The 24,319-nt window shown below is 68.8% G+C and carries 25 protein-coding genes; 7 read left to right on the forward strand and 18 right to left on the reverse strand.

Going from position 1 to position 24,319, the window contains the following annotated elements; genetic code table 11:
• Positions 1 to 38: 38 nt before the first annotated feature.
• Positions 39 to 413: an oxalurate catabolism protein HpxZ gene (hpxZ, locus tag BAU06_RS03940; protein WP_066344548.1), complete on the reverse strand. Its 375-nt coding sequence runs from the start codon at positions 411 to 413 to the stop codon at positions 39 to 41.
• A gap of 306 nt (positions 414 to 719) precedes the next feature.
• Between hpxZ and BAU06_RS03945 the strand changes: the two genes are divergently transcribed.
• Positions 720 to 1,607 (forward strand): EamA family transporter, encoded by an 888-nt coding sequence (locus tag BAU06_RS03945; protein ID WP_066344550.1) that lies wholly within the window; start codon positions 720 to 722, stop codon positions 1,605 to 1,607.
• A 51-nt stretch (positions 1,608 to 1,658) separates the two neighbouring features.
• Here BAU06_RS03945 and BAU06_RS26470 read toward each other — a convergent pair whose 3' ends face one another.
• The 4 genes from BAU06_RS26470 to BAU06_RS03960 all read right to left on the reverse strand — a co-directional run bounded on the left by BAU06_RS26470 (position 1,659) and on the right by BAU06_RS03960 (position 3,327).
• Positions 1,659 to 1,847: a hypothetical protein gene (locus tag BAU06_RS26470; protein WP_156770139.1), complete on the reverse strand. Its 189-nt coding sequence runs from the start codon at positions 1,845 to 1,847 to the stop codon at positions 1,659 to 1,661.
• A 99-nt stretch (positions 1,848 to 1,946) separates the two neighbouring features.
• Positions 1,947 to 2,207, reverse strand: coding sequence for a hypothetical protein (locus BAU06_RS03950; protein ID WP_156770140.1), 261 nt, complete (start codon positions 2,205 to 2,207; stop codon positions 1,947 to 1,949).
• An 82-nt stretch (positions 2,208 to 2,289) separates the two neighbouring features.
• Entirely contained in the window at positions 2,290 to 2,634 is a 345-nt protein-coding gene (locus BAU06_RS03955) for a DUF2322 family protein (protein WP_066344552.1), read from the reverse strand.
• Positions 2,635 to 2,709: 75 nt separating this feature from the next.
• A complete protein-coding gene (locus BAU06_RS03960) occupies positions 2,710 to 3,327 on the reverse strand; it encodes an FMN-dependent NADH-azoreductase (RefSeq protein ID WP_066344553.1) in 618 nt (205 codons plus the stop codon).
• A gap of 123 nt (positions 3,328 to 3,450) precedes the next feature.
• Here BAU06_RS03960 and BAU06_RS03965 point away from each other — a divergent pair, with 123 nt between their 5' ends.
• A complete protein-coding gene (locus BAU06_RS03965) occupies positions 3,451 to 4,371 on the forward strand; it encodes a LysR family transcriptional regulator (protein WP_066344554.1) in 921 nt (306 codons plus the stop codon).
• A 38-nt stretch (positions 4,372 to 4,409) separates the two neighbouring features.
• Here the strand turns inward: BAU06_RS03965 and BAU06_RS03970 are convergent, their stop codons facing one another.
• The 3 genes from BAU06_RS03970 to BAU06_RS03980 all read right to left on the reverse strand — a co-directional run bounded on the left by BAU06_RS03970 (position 4,410) and on the right by BAU06_RS03980 (position 9,442).
• Positions 4,410 to 6,527 carry a protein-L-isoaspartate(D-aspartate) O-methyltransferase gene (locus BAU06_RS03970; RefSeq protein WP_066344559.1) on the reverse strand — a complete coding sequence of 706 codons (2,118 nt, stop codon included), beginning with the start codon at positions 6,525 to 6,527 and terminating at the stop codon, positions 4,410 to 4,412.
• A 132-nt stretch (positions 6,528 to 6,659) separates the two neighbouring features.
• Entirely contained in the window at positions 6,660 to 8,222 is a 1,563-nt protein-coding gene (locus BAU06_RS03975) for a UdgX family uracil-DNA binding protein (protein WP_066344561.1), read from the reverse strand.
• Complete coding sequence (locus tag BAU06_RS03980) at positions 8,219 to 9,442, reverse strand: putative DNA modification/repair radical SAM protein (protein WP_066344563.1); 1,224 nt, start codon at positions 9,440 to 9,442, stop codon at positions 8,219 to 8,221. Before BAU06_RS03980 ends, BAU06_RS03975 begins: the two co-directional genes overlap by 4 nt.
• Before the next feature lie 323 nt (positions 9,443 to 9,765).
• Between BAU06_RS03980 and BAU06_RS03985 the strand changes: the two genes are divergently transcribed.
• Positions 9,766 to 10,086, forward strand: a complete 321-nt coding sequence (locus BAU06_RS03985; RefSeq protein ID WP_066344564.1) for a DUF4148 domain-containing protein — start codon at positions 9,766 to 9,768, stop codon at positions 10,084 to 10,086.
• 82 nt (positions 10,087 to 10,168) lie between these two features.
• Here the strand turns inward: BAU06_RS03985 and BAU06_RS03990 are convergent, their stop codons facing one another.
• Entirely contained in the window at positions 10,169 to 11,470 is a 1,302-nt protein-coding gene (locus tag BAU06_RS03990) for a UDP-N-acetylglucosamine 1-carboxyvinyltransferase (RefSeq protein ID WP_066344569.1), read from the reverse strand.
• A gap of 50 nt (positions 11,471 to 11,520) precedes the next feature.
• Complete coding sequence (locus tag BAU06_RS03995; RefSeq protein WP_066344570.1) at positions 11,521 to 12,402, reverse strand: LysR substrate-binding domain-containing protein; 882 nt, start codon at positions 12,400 to 12,402, stop codon at positions 11,521 to 11,523.
• Between the two features lie 76 nt (positions 12,403 to 12,478).
• Between BAU06_RS03995 and BAU06_RS04000 the strand changes: the two genes are divergently transcribed.
• Positions 12,479 to 13,648, forward strand: a complete 1,170-nt coding sequence (locus BAU06_RS04000) for an MFS transporter (protein WP_066357934.1) — start codon at positions 12,479 to 12,481, stop codon at positions 13,646 to 13,648.
• A 160-nt stretch (positions 13,649 to 13,808) separates the two neighbouring features.
• Positions 13,809 to 14,291, forward strand: coding sequence for a carboxymuconolactone decarboxylase family protein (locus BAU06_RS04005; RefSeq protein ID WP_066344572.1), 483 nt, complete (start codon positions 13,809 to 13,811; stop codon positions 14,289 to 14,291).
• A 4-nt stretch (positions 14,292 to 14,295) separates the two neighbouring features.
• Here the strand turns inward: BAU06_RS04005 and BAU06_RS04010 are convergent, their stop codons facing one another.
• From BAU06_RS04010 to BAU06_RS04045, 8 genes are all read right to left on the reverse strand, one after another.
• The gene (locus tag BAU06_RS04010; RefSeq protein ID WP_082988507.1) at positions 14,296 to 15,438 is read right to left on the reverse strand and encodes a LysR family transcriptional regulator; all 1,143 of its coding nucleotides are present in this window, start codon (positions 15,436 to 15,438) and stop codon (positions 14,296 to 14,298) included.
• Between the two features lie 100 nt (positions 15,439 to 15,538).
• The gene (locus BAU06_RS04015) at positions 15,539 to 16,423 is read right to left on the reverse strand and encodes an RNA polymerase sigma-70 factor (RefSeq protein WP_066344578.1); all 885 of its coding nucleotides are present in this window, start codon (positions 16,421 to 16,423) and stop codon (positions 15,539 to 15,541) included.
• Positions 16,424 to 16,521: 98 nt separating this feature from the next.
• Entirely contained in the window at positions 16,522 to 17,691 is a 1,170-nt protein-coding gene (locus tag BAU06_RS04020; protein ID WP_066344584.1) for a zinc-dependent alcohol dehydrogenase, read from the reverse strand.
• A gap of 155 nt (positions 17,692 to 17,846) precedes the next feature.
• Positions 17,847 to 18,893: an L-dopachrome tautomerase-related protein gene (locus BAU06_RS04025; protein WP_082993513.1), complete on the reverse strand. Its 1,047-nt coding sequence runs from the start codon at positions 18,891 to 18,893 to the stop codon at positions 17,847 to 17,849.
• An 87-nt stretch (positions 18,894 to 18,980) separates the two neighbouring features.
• Entirely contained in the window at positions 18,981 to 19,241 is a 261-nt protein-coding gene (locus BAU06_RS04030; RefSeq protein WP_066344588.1) for a hypothetical protein, read from the reverse strand.
• A gap of 107 nt (positions 19,242 to 19,348) precedes the next feature.
• Positions 19,349 to 20,182 (reverse strand): ABC transporter permease, encoded by an 834-nt coding sequence (locus BAU06_RS04035; protein ID WP_066344589.1) that lies wholly within the window; start codon positions 20,180 to 20,182, stop codon positions 19,349 to 19,351.
• Positions 20,183 to 21,151: an ABC transporter substrate-binding protein gene (locus BAU06_RS04040; protein WP_082993514.1), complete on the reverse strand. Its 969-nt coding sequence runs from the start codon at positions 21,149 to 21,151 to the stop codon at positions 20,183 to 20,185.
• Positions 21,152 to 21,231: 80 nt separating this feature from the next.
• Positions 21,232 to 22,146, reverse strand: coding sequence for a TauD/TfdA dioxygenase family protein (locus BAU06_RS04045; RefSeq protein ID WP_066344591.1), 915 nt, complete (start codon positions 22,144 to 22,146; stop codon positions 21,232 to 21,234).
• A 158-nt stretch (positions 22,147 to 22,304) separates the two neighbouring features.
• On the opposite strand from BAU06_RS04045, the gene BAU06_RS04050 reads away from it, so the two are divergent.
• Together BAU06_RS04050 and BAU06_RS04055 are read left to right on the forward strand one after the other, a co-directional pair.
• The gene (locus tag BAU06_RS04050; RefSeq protein ID WP_066344603.1) at positions 22,305 to 23,708 is read left to right on the forward strand and encodes an MFS transporter; all 1,404 of its coding nucleotides are present in this window, start codon (positions 22,305 to 22,307) and stop codon (positions 23,706 to 23,708) included.
• 27 nt (positions 23,709 to 23,735) lie between these two features.
• Positions 23,736 to 24,257, forward strand: coding sequence for a MarR family winged helix-turn-helix transcriptional regulator (locus BAU06_RS04055; protein ID WP_066344608.1), 522 nt, complete (start codon positions 23,736 to 23,738; stop codon positions 24,255 to 24,257).
• Positions 24,258 to 24,319 lie beyond the last annotated feature (62 nt).

Consider the following 24,319-nt stretch of genomic DNA (forward strand, 5'->3'; position numbering starts at 1 on the left):
TGCCATGCGCCGCCACCGCGATGCCGGGCGCGGTCGCCTCAGGCCATCAGGCTGACATGTGCCGCCACCACGCGCCAGCCGGCCGGCGTGCGCATCCAGGTCTGGCTCTGGCGCCCGATGCGGGGCGAGCCGGCGCGGCGGAACTCGATGTTCGCGGTGGCGAAATCGCGGCCGTAGGTCGTGATGGCCGTGCGCAGGACTTCGCGCTCCAGGCCCTGGCCGGGGCGGGCCGCGCGGAAGGCGCGGATTGCCTCGTAGCCATACAGGTTTTCCGTGGCGCCGTAGCGCAGGGTGTGCGGGCTGTCCCAGAACAGCTCGTCTAGCACCGCCACATCGTTGTGCGTCAATGCCTGCTCGTAGCGCGCAAACTGCGCCTGGATTTCCGCGAGTACGTCGGGAAGGTTGATGTCCATCGGGTGTTTCCAGAAGATCGGGTGACGGGGGCGCCTTGCCGGCCTGGGCCGGCACCGCGGCCCTTCGTGGCGCGGCGGCCCAGTTGTACACCGATTCGGCCCGCCTGTGCCGCGCACGCCTGGCAACAGGCAGGGAGGATGCCGGCGTGGCGGCGCGGGGTTTCGCGCTAGAAAAACTGACCTGCGTGGGCAATTTATATCGGTTGTCCCCCGCCGCGCCCGCTGGATATCCTGTCGCGAAGATGGCGCAACTGGCTGGCGTGCCTCGCTTTGCTTCCCCGATGCCTGCCGACCTTCGGACCGACTATGTTCAGCTATACCGGCGCCGCCGTCCTGTTCGCGGCCCTGCTCCATGCCAGCTGGAACGCGCTGTTGCACGGCAACCGCGACCGCTTCCTGTCCATGACCTGGATGAGCGTCGCCATCGCGGCGGTGGCCACCGTCGTGGCCGTGTACGCGCCCTTGCCGGCGCCGGCGGCCTGGCCGTACCTGGCCGCCTCCGGCCTGACGCACATTCTTTACAACATCAGCCTGGTGTATGCGTATCGCAGCGGGGATTTGACGCAGGCTTATCCCATCGCGCGCGGATCGTCGCCCTTGCTCGTTACCCTGGGCGCGGCGGTCTTCGCGCGGGAAAGCATCGGGCCCCTACATCTGCTTGGCATCGCGATGATATCGGGCGGCATCGTCGCGCTCGCGATGGCGGGCCCGGCCGGCCCGCGCCGCGGCGCCGATGCAAGCAACGCGGCGTCGCGGCATGCCTCGGTGCACGTCGCGCTGGCCGCGCTCGCGACGGGGGCCACGATCGCGCTCTACACGGTCATCGATGGCATCGGCGTGCGCGTGTCAGGCGGGCAGGCGTGGTCGTACACGGCCTGGATGTTCCTTTTCTATTGGCTGATGCCGGTGCTGTTCGTGGCGATGCGCGGCGCCGCCGCGCTGTGGCTGCCGGTACGCGGCGCGCCCATGGCGGTCGCTTCCTCGCTGGCCGGCGGGCTGGTGTCCATCGCGGCTTACGGCATCGTGATATGGGCCATGCAGTGGGGCGCCATGGGCGCGGTGTCCGCGCTGCGCGAAACCAGCGTGGTGTTCGCGGTGCTGCTGGGGCGGGTCTTCCTGGGCGAGGCGGTCAGCGCGCGCCGGTGGCTGACCTGCGCGGTCGTCGCGGCGGGCGCCGTCTGCCTGGGATCGTAATGCGGCGCCAGGGCAGGCCCGCGCGGGCCATGCCGGCCCGCGCTTCAGCCGCTACAGCTCGTCCTTGGTGTCGATGGGCTTCTGGTCTTCTTCATCGCCTTCATCGCGCGAGCCGGTGTGCCCGTCGCTGGGGTTGTATTCGTCGCGGGGCGGCGCGTCGCGCGGTATCTGGTGCCGGTCTTCCTTGAGCTTGTCCACGATATGCGGCGCCATGGGATTGCCGCCTTGTTGAGGTGCCATGGTTTCCTCCTGTTGCTGGGGTAGCAAGGCGCGGAAGGCGCCGTGTTTCGATACGGCGTCCTGCCGCGGATGGCTGTGCGCGGATGGGCCGATCCCCGATCAGCCCGTTTCGTCGTCGCCGGAACGGCGCAGCGTGCCGCGTTTGTTGTGGCGGCCGGTTTCCGGCGGCGTGGGGTTCTGCCTGGCGTTGGGCGCGCCGTCGCGCGCGTCATCCTCGGCAGCCGCGGTGGCGCGGTCGAAGGCCGGCTGGTCCTGGGCTTGCGCGGCGGGGGGATGGTCCATGTCCGGCCGCGGGTCGGAAAGGTCGGTCTTCCTGGAAGGCCGCGGCGCCTGCCGGTTGGGGTCTGGTTGAGGAAGCATTGCGGACTCCTGTCTGTGCCGGGCGGGTGGATACCGCCCCTTGCACGGACAGGCCGCAATCGCTGTGCCGGGGAAAAGGGGCTCAGCGGCCGGCGGCCTTGACGTCGATGCGCAAGGCGTCGGCTCCGTCGACGATGGCGAACAGGCGGTCCACGTTGGGATGCGCCCCCGGCCGCGCACGGGCATCGGGCGTGTGCTCGCCGAAAACCTCCAGCCCGTGCCGGGCGGCCTTGGCGTCCAGGGCGCCGAAGGCGCGCGACAGGTAGTTGTAGACCGCCAGCGAGCCTTGCTTGCCCGGCTGGTTCTCGATGCTGGCCACGACCGTGCCCGCGGCATCGATGAGATCGATGCGTTCGATGCCGTCGACGGGCGGCAATTGCCGCAGGTTGTCCTTGAACACGGGGCCCGGCTGGATCGTCGAAAGCATGCTTCTTTCCCTGTATGGCTGGCGGACCGACATCTTATCCGACGATGCCCGCCCGGCCCCGCGTCCCGCCCGCGCTCAGGCCATGGCCAGTTCGCCGACGTGCTGGTCGATCTGGTTGCGCGCGCTCTCCAGGCCGGCCGCCGCCGCATCGGCGCCCATGTTCAGGCCTTCGGCGTGGATGAAGGCGATGTCGGTCATGCCCAGGAAGCCCAGGACGACGCGCAGATACGAGGTGGCCTGGTCGAACTCGGTGCCCACCGCCTTGCCGCCGCGCGCGGTCACGACGTACACCTTCTTGCCCGTCAACAGCCCTTGCGGCTTGCCGTCGGCGCCGTACTTGAAGGTCACGCCGGCGCGGGCGATGTAGTCGATATAGGTCTTCAACTGGGCCGGCACGTTGAAGTTGTAGATCGGGGCGGCGATCACGACGCGGTCGGCCTGGGCGATCTCGGCGACCAGCTCGTCCGACAGGGCCACGGCCCGGGCCTGCTCGTCGTTACGCTGCTCGGCCGGCGTAAACAAGGCGCCGATGTGGCCGGCATCCACATAGGGCAGCGGGTTTTCGCCCAGGTCGCGGGTGCGGATCGTCATGCCGGGATCGGCCTCCGCCAGGCGGCTGACCAGCTGATCGGCGACCAGGCGCGACTTGGAGTTGCTGCCCAGGATGGAGGAATGGATGACGAGCATGTTCATGGCGGATCTCCTGAATGGAATGGGGTGGTGTCCTGCGATGGGCAAACTTTACGCAGGATGATTCGACCCAAAAAGGGGGTTAAGATGAACGGCTCGTTCCATCCATAGAACAATAGGGCCGCCATGCAGGACCTGAACGATCTCTATTACTTCTCCCAGGTGGTGGAACACGGCGGTTTCAGCGCCGCCGCCCGTGCCCTGAACATCCCCAAATCGCGGCTTTCCCGGCGGATCGCCGAACTGGAATCGTCCTTGGGGGTGCGCCTGCTACAGCGCAGCACGCGCCGTTTGCGGCTGAGCACGGCCGGCGAACGCTACCTGCAGTATTGCCGCGAGGTCTCCGCTGCCGCCCGCGCCGCGCACGAGGCCATGCAGCACCTGAAAGCCGCGCCGTCGGGGCCGGTGCGCGTCAGTTGTCCCGTCGCCATCGCGCAGTGGATGGTGGCGCCGGTATTGCCCGAATTCCTGGATGCCTGGCCGGACATCACGGTGGAGCTGATGGTCACCAATCGCCGCGTCGACCTGATCGCCGAGGGCGTGGACGTGGCCATCCGGGTGCGCGAGCAACTGAACACGGATGCGGACTTCGTCGTCCGGCACCTGGGCCAGACGGCGGTGGCCCTGGTCGCCAGTCCCGGCTATCTGCAGCGGTGGGGCCAGCCCGCCACGCCGCAAGAACTGGCGGAGCACGTAGCGCTGCATTTCGCCGCGCCGGGCGAGCCCTCGCAATGGACCCTGCTGGACGAGCATGGGCAACGGCTGGAAGTCCCGATCAAGCCGGCGCTGGTGTGCAACGACTTCACCGTGCTGGTGGAAGCCGCGCTGCGCGGCCGCGGCATCGCCTTGCTGCCGACCACGGCCACCCACGCGGAACGCCGCGACGGCCGGCTGGTGCCGGTGCTGCCGCAGTGGCGTTCGCCCAGCGGCATCCTGCACTGCATCTATCCCTCGCGCCATGGAATGACGCCGGCGGTGCGCGTGCTGCTGGATTTCCTGTCGGAGCGACTGAAGGCGTCCCAGCAGCAGGTGCTGGCGCAGGCCTAGGGCCTTCTAGCGTTAACAGGCCCTAGGGGCGTCCCCCGCTACACCGCGAAAGGATAGGTTTCCGGCATGCCGGCGCGCGGCTGCGTGGGCAGCGGCGTGACGGCGGCGGTCTCGTCGAACCACACGTACGCGTCGTATTGCCGGGACAGCGAGGCCTCCGCATAGTGGCTGTAGAGCTCGGTGTCCGGACGGTAGGTCACGCCGATATAGCGTTGCAGCCGCGGTTCCTCCAGCAGCGCGCGCAGCGTATCGTGCACGCCGGGACGCAGGTCGAGCAGGAAGCACGGCTGGCCCGTGCGGTGCATGATGTGTTCGTAGCTGTCGGGCCGCGCCGGCCGCACGCGCATCAGGCGCATGGGGCCGTCCCAGTCCTCCGCGGCGGCGACCGTGCCGGCGTAGGTGCCGAAGCCGACCAGCGCGGCCTCGCTGCCGTATCGTTCGCGGCACAGCTGGCCGATGTTGATCTCGTCGCGCACGCGGCCCATCTCCGTGGCCGACGCATCGCCGATATGGGAGTTGTGCGCCCACACGACGGCCCGCGAAGCGGGGCCTCGCGCCTCCAGCAGATGGGCCAGGGTTTCGAACATATGCGTGTCGCGCAGGTTCCAGCTTTGCGCGGGCCCCTGGTAAAGCGTGCGGTAATAGCGTTCGGCCGAGGCGACCAGGCGGGCATTCTGCGCGGCGTCCAGAAAGTTGTCGCCATCCCGCAGGGCGTAATCCAGCCGCTTGTCCAGCAAATCGCGCAACTGGCCGAGCACGGCCTCTTCGCAGCGGCGAAATCCCTGGCTGGCCACGGCACGCGCATAGACGCGCGGATCCTTTTGCCACGGCATCAGGCAACCATAGCGTTCCCGGGCCACGCTGGCCGCTTCGGGATCCGTGCGGTCCAGATAGGACAACACCGCCGCGATCGATGCGGACATGCTGTACAGGTCCAGGCCGTAGAAGCCGGCGCGCTCGCCGGGCTCCAGCACGCCGTTGTAGGCATGCAGCCATTCGACGAAGGCGTCGACATCGGTATTGCGCCACATCCAGGTGGGGAAGCGGCGGAAGGGCGCTTCCTCGCGCGGGGCATGGGGACGATGGCGGACGTGGCGGTCGATCGCCGCCGCGTCGGGCCAGTCGGCCTCTACCGCCACGATGTCGAAGCCATGGGCTTCGACCAGCCTGCGCGTGATGGCCGCGCGGGCGCGATAGAAATCCGTGGTGCCATGGCTGGCCTCGCCCAGCAGCACCACCCGCTTGTCGGCGAAGCGGTCGAACAAGGGCGCGAACAAGGCGTCGTCGATGTCGGGCAGGGCTTCGGCCGCTTCCCATATGGCATCGGACAGGGCGTCCGGCGGGATGTCGCCGCCCGACGCCGCGGGGCGGCGTTTCCGGCCTGCGCGCGACGGCGGGGAACCGGCCGATGCGGCAGCGGCGGCGGGCGGCGCGGGGCCGTCCGTATCGTCGTCCGGATGTGCCGGCGTATCGTTCTTGCGCGCCGCCGTCTCGTCGCCCGCCGAAGGGTCGGGCCACCCTTGCTCGCCCACCAGCGGGACGAAGGCCACGCCGCCCAGGTCTTCCTCGTCGAACTCGTCGCGCCCCACGCGCGTGACGCGGACCAGCCGCTGTCCCGCGCGGCTGCGGCCGACCGGCATCACGATGCGCCCGCCTATCGCGAGCTGCTGGCGCCAGGCCTCCGGCACGTCCGGGCCCGCGGCGGCCGCCAGGATGGCGTCGAAGGGCGCGGCATCGGGCCAGCCCAGCGTTCCGTCGCCGATATGGACGCAAATGCGTTCGTAGCCGAGCGAACCCAGGGTCGCCCGGGCCTGCTCCGCCAGCTCGGGCAGGCGTTCCACGCTGTCGATCCGGTCCGCCAGCTCGGCGAGCACGGCGGCCGCATAGCCGGAGCCGGTGCCGATATCCAGGACGCGGTCGGAGCGTTGCAGCCGGGCGGCTTGCGCCATCATGGCCACGATGTAGGGCTGCGAGATGGTCTGCCCCGACTGCAGCGGCAATGGGGCGTCGTCATAGGCGAACTCGACCAGCGGGGGCGGAACGAAGGCGTGGCGCGGCACCTTTTCCATCGCCGCCAGGACGCGTTCGTCCCGGATGCCGCGCGCGCGCAACTGGCGTTCGACCATGTTGCGCTGCTTTGCCGTGCTGTCGCTCATGATGTTTCCTCGCGGTGCGATCCGTGTTGGCGCGCGGGTGTGCGCTGGATCGCGGGCCGCAACGGCCGTGCCGGGCGCCCGGTGGCGCGGGCGCGGCGGAACGGCCTTGCCCCGGGTGGCGCTTCGTGCTGATCAATGAGACGGCGGTTGCCCGGGCGTGGCGGCGGCCAGTTGCCAGCCGCGTTCGATGGCGGCGGCGATGCCTTCGACGATTTTCCCGCGCGCCGCCGCGTCGTTCACGCGCAGCGCATACGAGGGGTGCCAGGTGGCCACCAGCCAGGCATCCCCCAAGCGCACGGGCGTATCCAGATAGTCTTTCATGCTGGCCTTGTGCCGCAGGATGGCGCCCAGGGCCGTGGCGCCCAATGTGACGATGACCGCGGGCCGCACGCGGGCGAGTTCCTCGTCCAGCCAATGCGCGCAGGCCTCGACTTCCTGCTGCGCCGGGGTCTTGTGCAGCCGCCGCTTGCCGCGGGGCAGCCACTTGAAGTGCTTGACGGCATTGGTCAGGAAGACCGCGTCGCGCGGCACGCCGGCGCGGACGAGGGCCTCGTCCAGGACCTGGCCCGCGGGCCCCACGAAGACGCGGCCCGCCAGGTCTTCCTGGTCGCCCGGTTGTTCGCCCACCAGCATCACCCGCGCCGTCGCCGGGCCCTGCCCGGGAACGGCCTGGGTGGCATGGCGCCAGAGCTCGCAGCGGCGGCATGCGTCCAGGGAGGACGGCGCGGTCCGCCGCGGTTGCGCCTGCCGGGCATCGACGGCGATCCGCCGGCCATCCATGGCGCCGACCGCATCGGCCTGGGCCACGCGGCGCGCGCCGTTGCGCGCGGCGGCGATCATGCCCGGGATGAGCGGGCCTTCGGGTAGCCCCTTCCAGAAGCGCACCGGCATCTGCCGCTGCAGGGCGTTTTCATTCAGCCGCGCCGGATTGAAGATGCTTTTGTAATAGGCCAGCCACAGCGGCTCGGCCTGGTCGCCCGCGGCGGCGGCGCGTATCGATGCCGCATCGGCCGGCGCATCGGACAGCCGCAGCGTGCGGCCGTCCCACAGGGCCGCGCCGCGCGGCGTGCCGATCAGCCACGAGGACGCCCCCATGCGCGCCGCGAAGTGATCCGCCGCATAGGCCAGGACGTCGTGTTCCGGTTCGTACCATGCCATGTATTCCGGCACGGCATCCGCCGGGCGCCGGTGAAAGCGCACATAGGCGATCATGTCGTGCTTGGCGCGCCGTACCGCCTTCACCATGGCATGCAGGCGCGCGCCGTCTTCGTCCGCGGCGGATTCCACGCTGCGATCGCCCTGCCGCCAGCGCCACAGCACGCGGTACAGGAAGGCCCAGCGCTGCGGCGAACGATACAGCGCCGCGTCCTGAAGCAAGGCGGCCAGGGTCCGCGAGATGCGCACCGACGCGTCGCCGCTGGCGTCGGCACGGGGGCGCACCGGGTCATCCGCGCCTGGCCGGGACTTATCGGGCCCCGGTTCCGCGAGCTTCGTCGCGGCGGGGCCCCCGCCGGGCGCGGAGCTTGGCATATAGTCCAGCGCCATTTGTTCCGCCGTGGCGTCCTGCGCGGTGGCGTGTTCCGCCCAGGTCAGTGTCTCCGGCGGCCAGCCGGCGGCCAGCGCGCGCAAGGCCTGTTCGCGCCAGCCGTCGTAGCCCTTGCTGACCACCAGTGTCGGATGGTCCGTGCCATTCATAGCAAGGCCAATTGCCGCGGCGCGCGTGACAGCGATTGGCGCAGCTGTTCGGACGGCGGTTCGGCGAGACCGGGCCGGTAGTCCTGCACGACGATAAAGGGTTTGATCTTGTCCATGGCGCAGCGCAGGCGGATCAGGTCCTGGTAGCGGATGGCGCGCAGGCGGCGCAGCTCCGCCAGGCGCTTGGCATTCCGCATCCCGATGCCGGGCACCCGCGCGATCAGGTCCTGCGGCGCCCGGTTCAAGTCCACGGGAAACGACTCGCGATGCGATAGCGCCCAGGCCAGCTTGGGATCGATATCCAGCGGCAGGTCGCCGGCCGCCGCGAACAATTCGTCGGCCTGGAAACCGTAGCCGCGCAGAAGAAAATCCGCCTGGTACAGGCGGTGTTCGCGCAGCAAGGGTGGCGCGGCGGCGGGCAGGCCGGACGGACTGTCGGGGATGGGGCTGAAGGCCGAGTAATACACGCGCTTCAGCTTGTACGAGCCATAAAGCGTTTGCGCGGTTCGCAGGATGGTGCGGTCATCGGCGTCGTCGGCGCCGACGATCATCTGGGTGCTCTGGCCCGCGGGCGCATGGCGCGGCGGCCGCCTGGCGCCGCGCGCCTCTTCCCGCGCTTCTTCCTGGGCCAGGCGGATGGACCCCATGGCGCGCTTGATGGTGTGCGCGTTCTTTTCCGGCGCCAGCCGCCGAAGGGCGCCGTCCGTGGGCAATTCGATGTTGACGCTGAGACGATCCGCATACTGGCCCGCCTGCGCGATCAGGCGCGCATCGGCGTCGGGAATGGTCTTCAGGTGGATATAGCCGCGGAATTGGTGTTCTTCGCGCAGGGTGCGCGCCACCTGGACCAGCTGTTCCATCGTGTAGTCGGCGCTGCGGATGATGCCGGAACTCAGGAACAGCCCATCGATGTAGTTGCGGCGGTAGAAGTCCAGCGTCAGGTCGATGACCTCGCGCGGCGAAAAACGCGCGCGCGGGACATTGCTGGAACGCCGGTTCACGCAATACTGGCAGTCGTACTGGCAGAAATTCGTCAGCAGGATCTTCAGCAGGGAGACGCAGCGCCCATCCGGCGTGAAGCTGTGGCAGATGCCGGCGCCCGTGCTGGCGCCCAGGCCCTCGCGGCCGCGCGAATCCCGCTTCGGTGCGCCGCTACTGGCGCAAGAGGCGTCGTATTTGGCCGCGTCCGCCAGGATCTCGAGCTTGGTCAACAGTTCCATGGGGTAATAATACTGGATGTTTATCCAGTATTGTGCGCGGCGGTCAGGCGCCTCCGCCACGCGCGCGGAGGGCCGCGTGTGGTCCGGTGCCGAGCGCCTTCCGCTGCGTGCCGCCGTCCTGGCCGCGCGCGAATCAGCACGGGACGGCAGCCCTTGTCTGTCATGTCGCCCGATTACCCATTTTTTTGAAAAATTGATTCTCGCGACCAAGGGTTTATCCGGAGGATGCGGCAGCGCAGAATCCTCGCCATACGGATGGGCTCGGTGGCGCCGGATGTGGCGCGCGCGGGGCTCGTCCCGACCCAACAGCGAGGAGATCCGCCATGAAAGCCGCCACCATCGTTTCCGCCCTTATCCTTTCCGCCGCCGCGATCGGCACCGCCCAGGCGCAGACCACGCCGTTCCAAGGCGTCTACGGCAAGCAATACAGCACCATGACGCGTGACCAGGTCATGCAGGAATACCATGCCGCCCGTGCCGCCGGCCAGACCGGCAACGGCGACATGGACAACCAGCCCTTCACCCCGCAGAAGGAAAGCAGCGCCGGGCAGTCCAGCGTCGCCGCCAACTCCAATGAGCACGACTACAGCGGCATGGCGCACTTGAAGTTCGGCGATACCGACAACATGCCCTTCCAGGGTTGATCCGGGGAGTCCGGCGAAACCCGCCCGGGACATGCCCTTCCCGGGTTGACCCCGGCGGCCGGATAGCCGGCCGGCGTGGCGGTCATTCGCCGCTGGTCCATTCGACGCGCGCGCCCACCGACCGCAGGTTCTCCACGAAGTTGGGGTGCGCGCGGCGGATCGGCAGCGCGTTCATGATTTCCGATCGGCCCTTTATGCTGGCCGCCACCATCAGCAACGCGATGGCGACGCGGATGATGTAGGGGCTTTCGACCCGGGCCGGGCTCAGGGCCAGGCCGCCGAATGTGATCAGGCGGTGCGGATCCGACAGGAATACATGGGCGCCGAACTTGGACAATTCCACCGACCAGCCCATCGCGCCGTCATACACCTTGTTCCAGAACATCGCGCTGCCTTCGGCCTGCACGCCCAGCGCGATGAAGATAGGCAGCAGGTCCACCGGCAGATAGGGCCAGGGCGCGGCTTCCACCTTGGTCAGGATGTTTTGCGTGAAGGGGCGCCGCACGCGCAAGGGCCCGTCCTTGACCGCACGCGACCAGCCGTCGCGATGCAGGACCTCTACGCCGAACTTGGCGAAGGTGCGGTCGATCAGCGGAAACTGTTCCGGCGCGCTGTTCTTGACCGCGATGTCGCCACCGGTGATGGCGCCCAGCGCCAGGAAGGTGGCGATCTCGTGGAAGTCTTCGCTGAAGCGGAATTCCCCGCCGCCCAGCGGCTTTCCGCCTTGCACCGCCAGGCGCGAGGTGCCGATGCCGTCGATGTCCGCGCCCAGCATCGCCAGGAAGCGGCAGAACTCCTGCACGTGCGGTTCCGAGGCGGCATTGACCAGCGTCGACGTGCCGGTTGCCGACACCGCGCACAGCACGAAGTTTTCCGTGGTCGTCACCGACGCATAGTCCAGCCAATGGTGATTGCCGGCCATGCGGTCCGCCGCGCGCACGATGAGCGAGTCGGGCGTGCGCTCGATGGCCGCGCCGAAACGCTCCAGGACCTCGACGTGCGGATCGATCTCACGCACCCCCAGCGTGCAGCCCTTTACATCGTTTTCCAGCCGCGCGACGCCAAAGCGCGCCAGCAGCGGGGGCACCAGCATGATGGAGGAGCGCATCTCTTCCGGCAGCTTGTGGACGGCGGGATCGAAGGCGGTGGCGCGGTGGTGGAGCTCCAGGACGCCGGTGTCGAAGTCCATCGACACGTCGCTGCCCAGGGTGCGGAAGATATCCAGGATTTTCTTGACGTCGGTGATTTCCGGCACGCCCACCAGGCGCAGCGGGCGGTCCGTCAGCAGCGTGGCGCACAGAATGGGCAGCACGGCGTTCTTGTTGGCGGACGGCACGATCTTGCCGCGCAGCGGGATCCCGCCATGGACGATCAAATTAGACATGTTCGCGTAAGGTGGCGCAGTGGAATGCAAGGCGCCTATCATGCCACGCGTCACGGTGCGCAGTGTGCCTGTGCGTCCAGCCAGCGGCTGAATAATTGCGTCTCGCGGCTGGCCGATGGCGACATGCCGTAGTAATAGCGCGTCAGCGGCAGGCGCAGCGCGGGCAGCGCGCAGGCCAGGCGGCCCGTGTCCAGATCGTTCGACAGCAGCGATCGCGGCGCGATGGTGAAACCGAGCCCGTCCACCGCGGCCTGCAGCACGAAATGCAAATGGTCGAACAGAATCTGCCGCTTGGGCCGCAGGCGCGGGATGCCGGCGTGCTGCTTCCAGTCGTCCCAGTCGGCCTTGCGTGTCCTGGATAGCAGCAGCGCCAGCGAGGCCAGCGCTTCGGGCTCGTCGACGCCACGCATCAGGCGCGGCGCGCCGACCAGCAGGCCTTCGTCCTCCAGGAAGGGATGCGTTGGCAGCGAAGCGGGCCAGCCCTCCAGCCCGCGCCGGATGGCGATGTCGTAGGGCGCGCCCGGCGCATCGGGTTGAGCCGTGCTGGTGACGATCTGCGGGTCTATGCCGGGGTGTCGCGCGACGAAATCCGACAGGCGCGGGATGAGCCAGCGCACGGCGAACGACGGCCGCACATTGATGCGGACGGCGCGCACCGGCGCGCGCGCCATGAGCTGGCGGGCCGCCGTCGCGATCTGGTCCAGCGCGGGGCCCGCTTCGGCCAGGAACCGTTGTCCGGCCGCGGTCAGCCGCACCTGCCGCACCCGGCGTTCGAACAGCGGCACGCCAAGATAGTCCTCCAGGCTTTTTACCTGGCGGCTGATCGCGCCGTGGGTGACGTGAAGGTCCTGGGCGGCCAGGGTGAAGCTCTGGCGGCGCGCCGCCGCCAGAAACGCGCGGACGGCATTCAGGGGCGGCAGGGAAGAGGACATGCGTGAGATTTTATCACCCATGGCGCGCACGAATTTCGTTTGTCACGCGCCGGCCATGCGTGCACGATGCGCCATCATGACATCGCCCGATGCGGCGCGCGCCGACGCGGCCGCTTCCCTGTCCGCCACCGATCTGCACTCGCGCCGTGCCGCGGCCACGCTGGCCCTGAGCCTGCCCGGCGATACCGTGCTGTACCTGCTCTTGCCCATGTACGCGTCGCAGTTCGGCGTCACGCTGGCGGAAGCCGGTGTGCTGCTGGCGGCCAACCGGCTGGTGCGCATCGCGGGCTACGGCGCGGTCGCCCGGTTCTACGCCCGGCATGGCGACCGGCCCACCTGCATGCTGGCCGCGGCGGCGGCCGCCGCCAGCGCGCTGGGCTATGCGACGTTGTCCGGCTTCTGGGCCCTGGTCCCCCTGCGGCTATTGTGGGGACTCGCCTTCGCGGCGCTGAACCTGTCGACCCAGGCCATGGCGACCGCGGATCCGCGGTCGGCGGCGCGCCGCAATGGGCGGTCGCGCGCCGTCATCGCCATGGGACCCGTGCTGGCCTTGCCGACCGGCGCGTGGCTGGCGGACCAATTCGGGCCGCGGCTTATCTTCCTGGTGCTGGCCGTGGCCGCCCTGGCCGGGATCGCCGTGGCGCGCGGCCTGCCCAGCCGGCCGCATCCCGCGCCCGCGTCGCCCCGCCGGCTGCGCCTGCCGGGCAGCCTGGATGTCTGGTCTTTCCTGGAAGGCTTCACCCTGGATGGCCTGTTCATCATCGGGCTTTCCTACATGGGCAAGGACCTGATGCCGGCCGGTTCCGTCATCGTGGCCGGCGCGGTCCTGGCGCTGCGCTACCTGGGAGAAATCGTGCTCAGTCCCGTCGGCGGCCGCCTGGCAGACCGCTTCGGCGCCGAACGCCTGCTGGTGGCCTTGTCGCTGTCGACCGCCGCGGTCCTGGCGGGATTCGGCGCGGGCTGGATATGGAGCTGCGCGGCGGCCATCGTGGTGTTGCGCGCCTTGCAGTTGCCCCTGCTGCCGCCCATCGTCGCGATGCGCACGCCGGGGCCGGGCCGCGTCCAGGCGCTGGCCGCCCGCTCGGTGTGGCGCGATATCGGCGCCGGTACCGGGCCCTTGCTGGCGGGGGTGGTGTTGCCCCACGTACCGGCCATCTGGATCTACAGCGTGCCGGCCGTCCTGCTTGCAATCGCCGCGCTGGCCTGCGTGCGGCCCGCGCGGCCGGATGCGGCGCCGCGCGATTGATGCCGCGCGGGCAACACGCTGGTCCCTCTCGCGTGGCTACCGCGTCCCTGGCTCCGCGCCTACGATTTCCCTGTTGCCGGATCGTCCGCAACGCCCCATCACGCGGCGCCCCGCCGGGCTGCCGCGTGGCGGGCGGCTTTCATCCATCGAGGAAATCACCATGACGCAACGTCTCAACGCAGCGGAATACGCGCCGGAGCTGTTCAAGAAGTACGCCGAAACCGGCGCGCTGCTGCTGAAGTCCGGCGCCATCGACAAGACCATCCTGGGCCTGGTCGAAATCCGGGCCTCGCAAATGAATGGTTGCGGGTTCTGCCTGGACATGCATGTGAAGCAGGCCAAGATCCACGGCGAACGGGAGCTGCGCCTGCATCATGTCGCCATCTGGCGCGAGTCCACGCTGTTCTCGCCGCGTGAACGGGCGGCCCTGGCCTGGACGGAGGTCCTGACGCGCCTGCCGGAAGACGGCGTTCCCGACGCGGTCTACGAGTCCGTGCGGGCGCAGTTCTCCGAAAAGGAAATCACCGAGCTCAGCTTCGCCGTCATGGTGATCAATGGCTGGAACCGGCTGAACGTGGCCTTCCGCACCACGCCGGGCCTGTTCGACAAGATGTTCGGCCTGGACAAGGCGAACCTGAGCTAGCGTGCTAGGCCGCCAGGCCGGGCCTCGCGCCGGAATGCGGGCGCGGCGGACCGTCGGGGCCGCGCCCGGCCCGGTGGCGCGGCGGGGCGGCCCCTTGCTCCCGCCCCGCGCCGCCCGATGGGGCCAGGGCCGTGGGGGTATCCAGGGCGCGGATGCGCGCGGTCATGTAATCGATGAAGACACGTATGCGCGAGGGCAGGTGCTCGCGGCTCTGGTAGCAGATGTAATGGCCGCGATCGTCCGTCGCGTACCGTGGCAGGCATGCCACCAGGGCGCCGGTGCGCAGGGGCTCGCGGACCAGGTACTCCGCCAACTGGGCGATGCCGTGGCCATCGAGCACGGCTTGCAGGACCAGCTCGGCGTCATTGAAGGACAGCATGGCGCCCGGCGGCGCGGGCAGGAATTTGCGCACCTCGCCATCGATCCTGAACTCCCACTCGTGCACGCGTCCCGACGCCAGGCGCAGGTTCACGCATTGGTGGCGGGCCAGGTCTTCGATGCCGCGGGGCAATCCGTGGGCCGCCGCGTAGGCGGGCGCGGCGCACAGCAGCATGCGCATGGGGATCAGCCGCCTGGCGATGACCTGGCTGTCTTCCATGCGGCCGTTGCGGAACGACACATCGACCCGGTCGCTGCCGAAATCGCCAGGCCGGTCGTCCAGCACCAGGTCCACCGAGATATCGGGATAGGCCGCGCGAAAGCCGCCCAGCAGCGGCGCGACGACCTTGCGGCCGAAGCCCACGTTGGCGCGGACACGCAAATGGCCGGACGGCGGTCCGTCGCGCAGCGCGCGCAGGTCGTCCAGGGCCTGCGCGAATCGCTCCACGCCCGGACGGCAGTTGTCGTAGAAGCGTTCGCCTTCCCGCGTCAGCGAGGTGCTGCGCGTGGTCCGCACGAACAGGCGCACGCCCAGATGATCCTCCAGCTTCTGCACGCTGCGGCTGACGGCGGAGCGCCCTATGCCCAGGCGCTCCGCGGCCCGGGCGAAGCTGCCCTCCGCCGCGACCGCGATGAAGGCCACCACGCCGGCGTAGCGGGTGGCGAAGCTGGATGCCAGGCTATCCACCCCCGTGCTCGCGGCGGGGCGGGGTGCGCTTGCCGCATCCGTGGCGCGCGTGGGAGAAGCCGTCGTGGCGGCGGCCGGCATCCCGCCGCGCGCGGACGCGGTGCCGGTCGAAATGGCGTGTGTCGTCTTGTCCATGCCCCTAAGACGATGGAGCCGGCGGTTTTGTGACACCGGCCGCGGCTCACCCGCGGGGCGCCTGGCAGGCAGCGGCGATGCGGGCCAGTTTGTCGGGATTGCGCTGGACCAGCACCCGGACGATGCGTTCGCCGTCCGTCTCGTAGGCCTGCACGGATTCCAGCTGTCCCGCGATGAAGCGCAAGAGCGCCCATTGGCCGTTGACCGGTGCCAGTTGCACGCGCAGGTCCGGGCCATGGCGGCGCGCGCCCGCATAGAACAGCTGCGCCAGGCGGCGACCGCCGACCAGGCTGGAAAAACTGGGAACCTTGCCGCCGCCGTCGCCGATCAACTCGGCGTCCTCGCTCAGCAGCGCATGCAGGCCGTGCAGGTCGCCGCGGCGCATGGCGTCGGCGAAGCCTTGCATCAGGCGGTGGTGGGTGTCGCGGGAAACCGCGTGGCGGGGGGCTTGCTGGCGCAGCTGCCGCTTGGCGCGGCTGACGATCTGGCGGCAGGTCGCCTCGCTCTTGCCCAGGATGCGCGCCATGTCGTCGTACTCGGCATCGAACACCTCGCGCAGCAGGAAGGCCGCGCGCGATTCGGGCGACAGGCGTTCCAGCATGAACAGGAAGGCCACCGACACGTCGTCGGCGGTTTCGTGGATTTCCTCGGGCGTGGGCGGGGATGCCGTCAGCACCGGCTCCGGCAGCCAGATGCCCACGTAGTTCTCGCGTTGGGCCTTCAGTGCGCGCAGGCGGTCGATAGACAGCCGCGTGACCACGGTCACCAGCCAGGCTTCCGCGTTATCCAGCGCTTCGTGGTCGGCGTCGTTCCAGCGCAGCCAGGCGTCCTGCACCACGTCCTCGGCGTCGGCGACGCTGCCCAGCATGCGGTAGGCGATGGCATGCAGGCGCGGTCGATGGCGATCGAAGATGCCGGTGGGGCCGTTCATGGGTGGCGCGGGCAAGGTCGGAGGGGATAGCAGGGATCGACCCGTATTGTGCTATCGCCTCCGCTGCGGGGCAAACCGGCCCCGCGCGGCCCGCGCGATCAAGGCTTCAGGACGACCTTGATGCAACCGTCCTTCTTGTCGCGGAAGGTCTTGTACATCTCCGGCCCGTCTTCCAGGCTGACCCGATGGGTGATGACGAAGGACGGGTCGATCTGGCCCTCGGCGATGCGCTTGAGCAGGTCGTCCGTCCAGCGATTGACGTGCGTCTGGCCCATGCGCCACGTCAATCCCTTGTTCATGGACGCGCCGAACGGGATCTTGTCGATAAGCCCGCCATAGACGCCGGGGATGGACAGCACGCCGCCGGGACGGCACACGTAGATCATCTCGCGCAGCACATGCGGACGGTCGCTTTCCAGCATGACCGCCTGTTTGGCGCGGTCGTACAGGGAATCGATGGAGCGTGTGGCATGCGACTCCATGCCGACCGCGTCGATGCACTTTTCGGGGCCCTTGCCCTGGGTCAGGTCGCGCAGCCGGTCCAGTACGCTTTCCTCGTCGAAGTTGATGGGGATGGCGCCGCCCGCGCGCGCCATGTCCAGGCGTTCCGGCACGCGGTCGATGGCGATGACCTGCCTGGCGCCCAGAAGTACCGCGCTGCGTATCGCCATCTGCCCGACCGGCCCCGCGCCCCAGATGGCGACCGTGTCGGTGGGCTCGATATCGCACTGCGCCGCCGCCTGCCAGCCGGTGGGGAAGATGTCGCCCAGGAAGAGCACCTGTTCGTCGCTCAGGCCTTCGGGAATCTTGATGTGGGTCTTGTCGGCGTAGGGCACGCGGACGAATTCGGCCTGGCCGCCGGGATAGCCGCCCGTCAGGTGGGTGTAGCCGAACAAGCCGGCGGTGGTGTGGCCGAAGAGCTTGTCGGCCATGTCCTTGTTGCGGTTGCTGCGTTCGCAGACCGAGAAATTGCCGCGCTTGCACTGGTCGCATTCGCCGCAGATGATGGTGAAGGGCACGACCACGCGGTCGCCCGGCTTCAACGCCTTGTTCTCCGGGCCGACCTCCATGACTTCGCCCATGAACTCATGGCCCATGATGTCGCCGTGCTTCATGCCCGGCATGAAGCCATCGAACAAGTGCAGGTCCGAGCCGCAGATCGCGCAGCACGATACTTTGACGATGGCGTCGCGCGGGTGTTCGATTTGGGGATCCGGAACGGTATCGCAGCGGATATCGTGCTTGCCGTGCCATCGTAGTGCTCTCATCGCGGTCTCCCGGGAAGGTGTGTGGTCGCCGCCTTGACGCAAGGTACATGCCCCGGTTGAGCTGCGGCGCTTTGGGGCCGTGGGCCGTGGGCCGCGGCGCGCGGCGCGGTCCGGCGCCCGCGGGCCCTGGTGTGGCCGCGCTAGGTGGGCAGGGGTCAATCCCGTGGCTGGAAGGAGAACAGCGCGGTGCGGATCGCCGGCGGCGCGTCCGGCTTGAACCAGCAGGTATCCTGGATGTGCGAGGCGGTCACGTACACCGCGCCGTCCGGGCCTTCGGCCATGGTGTCGGGCCATCGCAGGCGATCGTCCTGCACGACGACGCGGGTGGTATCGCCGGTCCAGCACGTGACCGCGTTGTCCGTGGGCGAGGTCAAATACAAGGTCCCATCGCGGCTCATCAGCAGTCCATCGGCCACGTGGGTCGTACCGAGCCTGCGCACGGCCGTGGCGCGGACCTGCTCCGGCACGTCCCTGGCCAGCCGCGCCGTCTCGATGGCGTACAGGGTGCGACCGGTCAAGGCCTGCCAGTACAGCAGGGATCCGTCTTCCGACAGGGCGATGCCATCCGAGGCGAACATGGGCTGCCGGCCATCCGGACGGCGCAGGGGATGGCCGTCGACCTGGACGACGACGTCCTTCTCCAGCTGCGTGGACGGATGGCCGTCCAGCGCGCGGAAGCTCGCGCCGCTGTCCAGGTCCACCACGATGATGGCGCCCTTGGCGCCGGAGTCCGTGATGTAGCCGGTCTTGCCGTCCGGACTGATGCGGATGTCGTTCAGATAACTGCCTTGCAGCGCGACGTCCTCCGGCATGGGGATGACGCGGCTGACCGTGTCGTCGCCCAGCTCGATGCGGACCAGCTTGGCGGCGCCGGGCAGTACCCGTTCATTGCCCGGCGCGCCAGGATCCACCACCCACAAGCCGCCGTGCCGGTCGGCGTGCACGGCCTGCACGCAGACGAAATGCCGGTCCAGCGCTTTCTCGAACGCGGTCTCATTGCGCCAGGCATTCCATTCCGCGTCCGGATAGGGCACGAGCTGGCCGTCGGGCAGCACTTCCGCCACCGACACCGGCGCGTCCTCCGTCCAGCGCGGAAAATTGACAAAGACGCGGCCCTGCGGCGTCACGGCGACGCCGGTCACCTGATGATCGAAGCGGGCGATGGGAATCAGCGGCGGCATTTCGTGGTCTCCTGCATGCATGGCTTGCTCATCGTGAGCCCGCGCAAGGGTCGGCGCGTGCGGGCGCTGCGCCTGCACGCAGCGCTGGCCGGCAAGCGCCGGGCGTGCCTACACGCCTTCCTTCTTCGGCAGAACGGCGGGCGTGTCGTCGGGCGGGCTGAAGACGCCGCCTTCGTCGTCCGTTTCGGGATTCGGATTGCCGTCGAACTGCGTGGCCTTGCCGCCCACGGTCGTTTCGCGGCGCTTGCGCTCATCGTTGGCGTTGCCCAGCCCTTCCTGCACGTCGTTGGCGATATCGACCTGGCTTTTGGTGGAGGGCTCGGGGGTGGCGACGCGGGTAGGGTCTTCGGGGGGACGTTGGTCGGTCATGGTGCGGCTCCGTCGGATGCGTGGATGACACGCAAGCGGCGCAACCGCCATTCCCGCCGGCGCGGCGGCTTCGCGCCGTGGCCCTGCCATGACGCGAGGCGCCGTGCTCAGCGGTTTTTCTTCCGCCAGCGGTTGGCGTGCGCCTCCAGCAGCTGGAACATGCCGTGTTCCACCAGCAGCATCGCCGCCCAGAATGCGATGGTCCAGGCCAGTACGCCTTCGACGTTCTGCGTGCTGAACTGCGCGTTGAGCTGGTAGCCCACGCCGTCGGACATGCCGAAGATCTCTACCAGCACGATGACTTTCCAGGCGATCGAAAAGCCGACGCGGCAGCCCGAGATGATGAAGCTGTAGAGCAGCGGCAGCCACACCCTGCGCACCACCATGCCGCGCGGCATGCGGAAGACGCGCACCATGTCCACCAGATCGGGGTCCAGCGAGCGGATGCCGTGTTGCACGGAGATGACCAGCGCGGGCAGCACCCCCAGCGCCACCGCCACCACCGGCGAGGCCAGCGACACGCCGAACCAGATTACGCACAGCAATGCCCACACCAGCCCCGGCACGGTCAGGCCCAGGATGATGCCCGGCTCGAAAAAACGTTCGGCGAAACGCGACACGGCGGCCAGAATGCCGATGGGCAGGGCAATCGCCAGCGCCAGCAGGAAGCCCAGCGACATGCGCAGGAAGGTGACGCCGATTTCGCTGAAGGCAAAGCCGCTGGCGGTAATGCGCAGCAGTTCGGACGCGACGTCGGCGGCGTCGGGGACCAGCGGCGAATGCAGGATGCGCGCCATGGTTTCCCAGGCGGCGGCCAGTACGATGAAAAACAGCAGCTGCGGCCCCGTGCGGCGTGCCGCCGCGCGCAGGCGCGGCGCCGGCGCAAGCCCCTCCGGTTCGTGCCGCGGCCGGGCGTCCAGGATGGCGTTGTCGCTGTTCATTCAGGCCTGCGCATAGATGGGGCGGCCCGGCGCCCGGTCCAGCAGGCCCAGTTGCACGGCAACCGCGATCTGCTTGTCGATGGTGGCGAACACGCCGGCGTCCCAGCGGGTGGCGTAGGCAGGTCCCAGCCGCTGGGGCAGCAGTTCGATGGCGCGTGTCTCGTCGGCCTTCAGGCCCAGCTCGCGCGCGATCCCTCGCAGTTGTCGCGGGTCGCGGCCGATTGCGCCGTTGACCCGCTCGAATAGCGCGGCCAGCTTGGCGGCGGTCGCGCGGTTGGCATCGAACCACGGCCGGCTGGCGGCCAGGCCGACCAGGAAGGGGTCGTCGGGCTGCCCCGTGGCCTGCTTCCAGATATCCGCGACACGGGCGATTTCCCTGGCGCCGCGGCCGACCAGGCGGGTGGCCGTCGGTTCCAGCGTAATGATGGCATCGACATCGCCGCGCTCGAACAAGGCCAGGTTGGCGGTCGGCGAACCATGGATTACCTTGACGTCCTTCTTCAGGTCGATGCCGGTCAGCGAGGCCGCGATGCGGGCCTGCTGATAGGTCTCGCTGGTTTCCGCCGTGGTGGCGATGGTCTTGCCCACCAGGTCGCGGGGCGAGCGGAAACCGCTATCGCCGCGCACGATCCAGCGGCCATGGTTGTTCAGCGCGGGGCCGAACAGCACGATGTCGCTGCCCCGGTTGACCAGGGTGGCCAGTCCCACCGCCCCGAAGACACCGACATCCAGCGAGCCGGCGCTCAATTGGACCTGCATCTTGCCGGGGTCGGCGGTCACCCAGTCCAGCTTGAGCGACGGGTCGGCATTCAGGTGCAGCCGGTCTATCATCGGCTGCCACGCGCTGCCGGCGCTGCCCGGAGAGGGCAGGGTAATGCGCACGGCGTCCGCGCTTGCCGCCCACGCCTGCCGCGCCAGCGCCAGCGAAGCCAAGGCGCCCGCGGCATGAAGAAATCCCCTGCGTTTCATAACGTTCCCTAACGTTCCCGTACGGATATGGAATCCGCGCTCGCGCGGATCGATGGTTGGTCCGGAGATCGCGCGACCGCTCACACGACCAGCGCGCGGTGCAGCACGCGCCGCGACGCGCCGAAGTCCGGTACGCCGCGATGTTGCACGGTGCGGTTGTCCCAGATCAGCGCGACGCCGTCTTCCCAGCGGTGCCGGGCCTGGACCTCCGGCGCGCCCAGGACATCGAACAGCACGTCCAGCAAGGCCTGGCTGGTGCGCCGGGTCACGCCCAGGATGCGCAAGGTGTAGAGCTCGTTGACGAAGATCTGCTTGCGTCCGGTCTCGGGATGCACGCGTATCAGGGGCACTTCGATGGGCGGATATTTTTCGCGCTCCGCCGCCCGCTGTGCCAGGTCGTGATAGGCCAGGGTCAGGTAGCCCTGGGTTTCCACGTCGTGGATGGCCGTCAGTGTTTCGAGATAGGCGGCCAGCAAGGGGTCGAGCAGGTCGTAGGCCGCGGTGGCGTTGGCGAACAATGTGTCGCCCCCCAGCTTCGGCACCGATTCGCCGAACAGCGCGGTGAACGGCGGCGAGTTGTGCTGGAACACCTGGTCCATATGCCAGATGTAGTTCATCCGGGTTTTCTTGATCGACGAATCGATGGCGTTCAACTGGCCGTCCTTGCCTCGTTCCGGCGTATAGGGCGTGTTCATCAGCTTGGCCTTGCCGAACACCGAGATCAGGCGCTCGAAGTGCGCCACGTCCACGGTGCCGGGCTCGAAACTCAGGAAACCATGGCGCAGCAGGCCGTCGCGCAGGAACTGGCGGTGCGCCGCGCTCAACTCCGTGCCGGCGTCCACCCGCAGTCCGGTGACGCGTCCGCCCACGGTGGCCGAATACGGCGCGATGGTAATGTCGTCCAGGCTGACCGGTTCGCGATGGTAGTGCGTCATGTCCAGGATACGGGGCTGGATGCGGTCAAGCTTGGCTTCGTCGACGTGGATGCCGTTCATGGTGCGTCAGGGATGCGTTGGATGATGATCGGCATCCTACGTCCCGGCGCCCGCGTTTCCAACGCAGATAAAATTGTTAGCTTATTAACTATTGCGTGTTTGCTTCCGGACGGCCGTCTCGCACAATGGCCCGGTTCGCCCACCGTCCCGCAAAGAATATGCAGCCCGTGTCCGAGTCCCGCGGTTTCCGTCCCTTGTCCATCCTGGTGGGCGCCGCGTTTTTCATGGAGCAGCTCGACGCCACCATCATCAGCCCGGTCATTCCCGACATCGCCCGGGATTTCGGCGTCGACCCGCTCAGCCTGAACCTGACCATGACGGTGTATCTGCTGTGCGCGCTGGTGTTCATTCCGCTGAGCGGGGTGGTGGCCTCGCGCTACGGCACGCGCACGACGTTTTCCTGGGCGGTCGCCACCTTCGTGGCCAGTTCCGTCCTGTGCGCGATGTCGCAAAGCCTGCCCGCACTGACCTGCGCCCGGGCGCTGCAGGGCATGGGGGCCGCCATGATGGTGCCCGTGGGCCGCACCGCCATCGTGCACTCCGTCGGCAAGGCGCAACTGGTCGAAGCCCTGGCCTGGATGACCACGCCGGCCATGGTCGGGCCGATGCTCGGACCGCCGCTGGGCGGCCTGTTCTCCACCTATCTGTCGTGGCACTGGGTGTTCCTGATCAACGTGCCGGTGGGACTGGCGGGATGGCTCGCGTGCCGCCGGGTGATGCCCCAGCTGCGCCAGCACAATACCCTGCGCTTCGACCTGCGCGAATGGCTGTATGCCGCCGCCGTGCTGGGCCTTGCCGTGGTCGCGCTGGAACGCGCCAGGCACGCCTTCGACGCCCTGCTGGCCGGCGCGCTGCTGGTGCCGCTGGCCGTTTTCGCGGGGCTGTACGTACGCCGCTTCCGGCGCCTGCATAGCCCCATGATGGACTTCCGCCTGCTGTCTTTGCCCACTTTCGCCGCCGGCTTCTGGGGCGGCGCCCTTAGCCGGGTGGGCTACGGCGCGCTGCCATTCCTGTTGCCCCTGATGCTGCAGCTGGGCCTGGGCTTCAGCGCGCTGCAAAGCGGCATCGTGTTGCTCGTCAGCGGTACCGTCGCGTTCTTCACCAAGACGCGGACGTCCAGCGTGCTGCGCCGCTGGGGCTTCCGGCGGGTGTTGTTGTGGAACGGGCTGCTGTGTGCCGTGGCCCTGGCGGGCTTTGCCCTGTTCGCCTCGCCCGCGTGGAGCATGGGCGCCATCGCGGCGATCGTGTCGCTGGCCGGGTTTTTCCGCGCCGTGCAGTTCAATGCCGTGACCGCGGTGGCCTATGCGGATCTGCCGCCCGGCAAGGTGGCGTCGGCCACCACCTTGAACACCATGGCATGGCAGCTGGCCATCATGCTGGGTATCGCGCTGTCGGCGCTGATCACGCAATGGTCTGCTAAGCTTGGCGGCCGCGGCGCGCCCGTCGCCGCGGACTATTCGGCGGCATTCCTGGTCCTGGGTCTGTTCGTGCTGGCGGCGATTCCCCGCTACCGGGCGCTGCCGGCGCACGCCGGGGCGGCGCTCAGCGGCCATCGCGCCTGACGCCGCCTTTGGAATCCATCGCCTCGCATGCCCGCCCGCCCGATCGAAAGACTGCCCCAGCTGTATCGCCGTCCCGGTTTCCTGATGCGCCGCGCCCATCAGATTTTCGAAGCCATCTTCGAGGACAACTTCGCCGCGCTGGGCCTGTCGCCGGCCCAGTACTCGGTGATGCTGGCCGTACACCACGTGCACGGGATCAACCAGAACGACATCGCCAAGTCCATCGGCATGAACAAGGTGGGCGTGTCCCAGATCGTACAGGCCCTGGAAGAACGGGGCTGGCTGGTGCGCGAGACCGCCGAGGCGGACCGCCGGCGCCGCCGCCTGGCCCTGACGGCCGCCGGCCGCCGCGCGCTTGCCCGTACCGGCGCCATGGCGGACGCCACGTTCGAGGAACAAATGGCGCCGCTGGATGCGCGCGAACGCGAGACGCTGGTCGCCTTGCTGGAACGCATCGCCGTGACGCTGGAGCCGCGCGCCCGCACACCGCTGGAAGCGGTATTGCCGGAAAAGGCTTCCCGGCGGACCAAGGGCCGCGCCGGCGCCTGAAACCGTCGGCGCCGCGGCGAAAGATGACCGCCGGTCCGGCCGCATCGCGCCGTGGCCTGCTG

It is taken from the genome of Bordetella bronchialis (assembly GCF_001676705.1).
In the GTDB taxonomy this organism is placed as follows: Bacteria; Pseudomonadota; Gammaproteobacteria; order Burkholderiales; family Burkholderiaceae_B; genus Bordetella_C; species Bordetella_C bronchialis.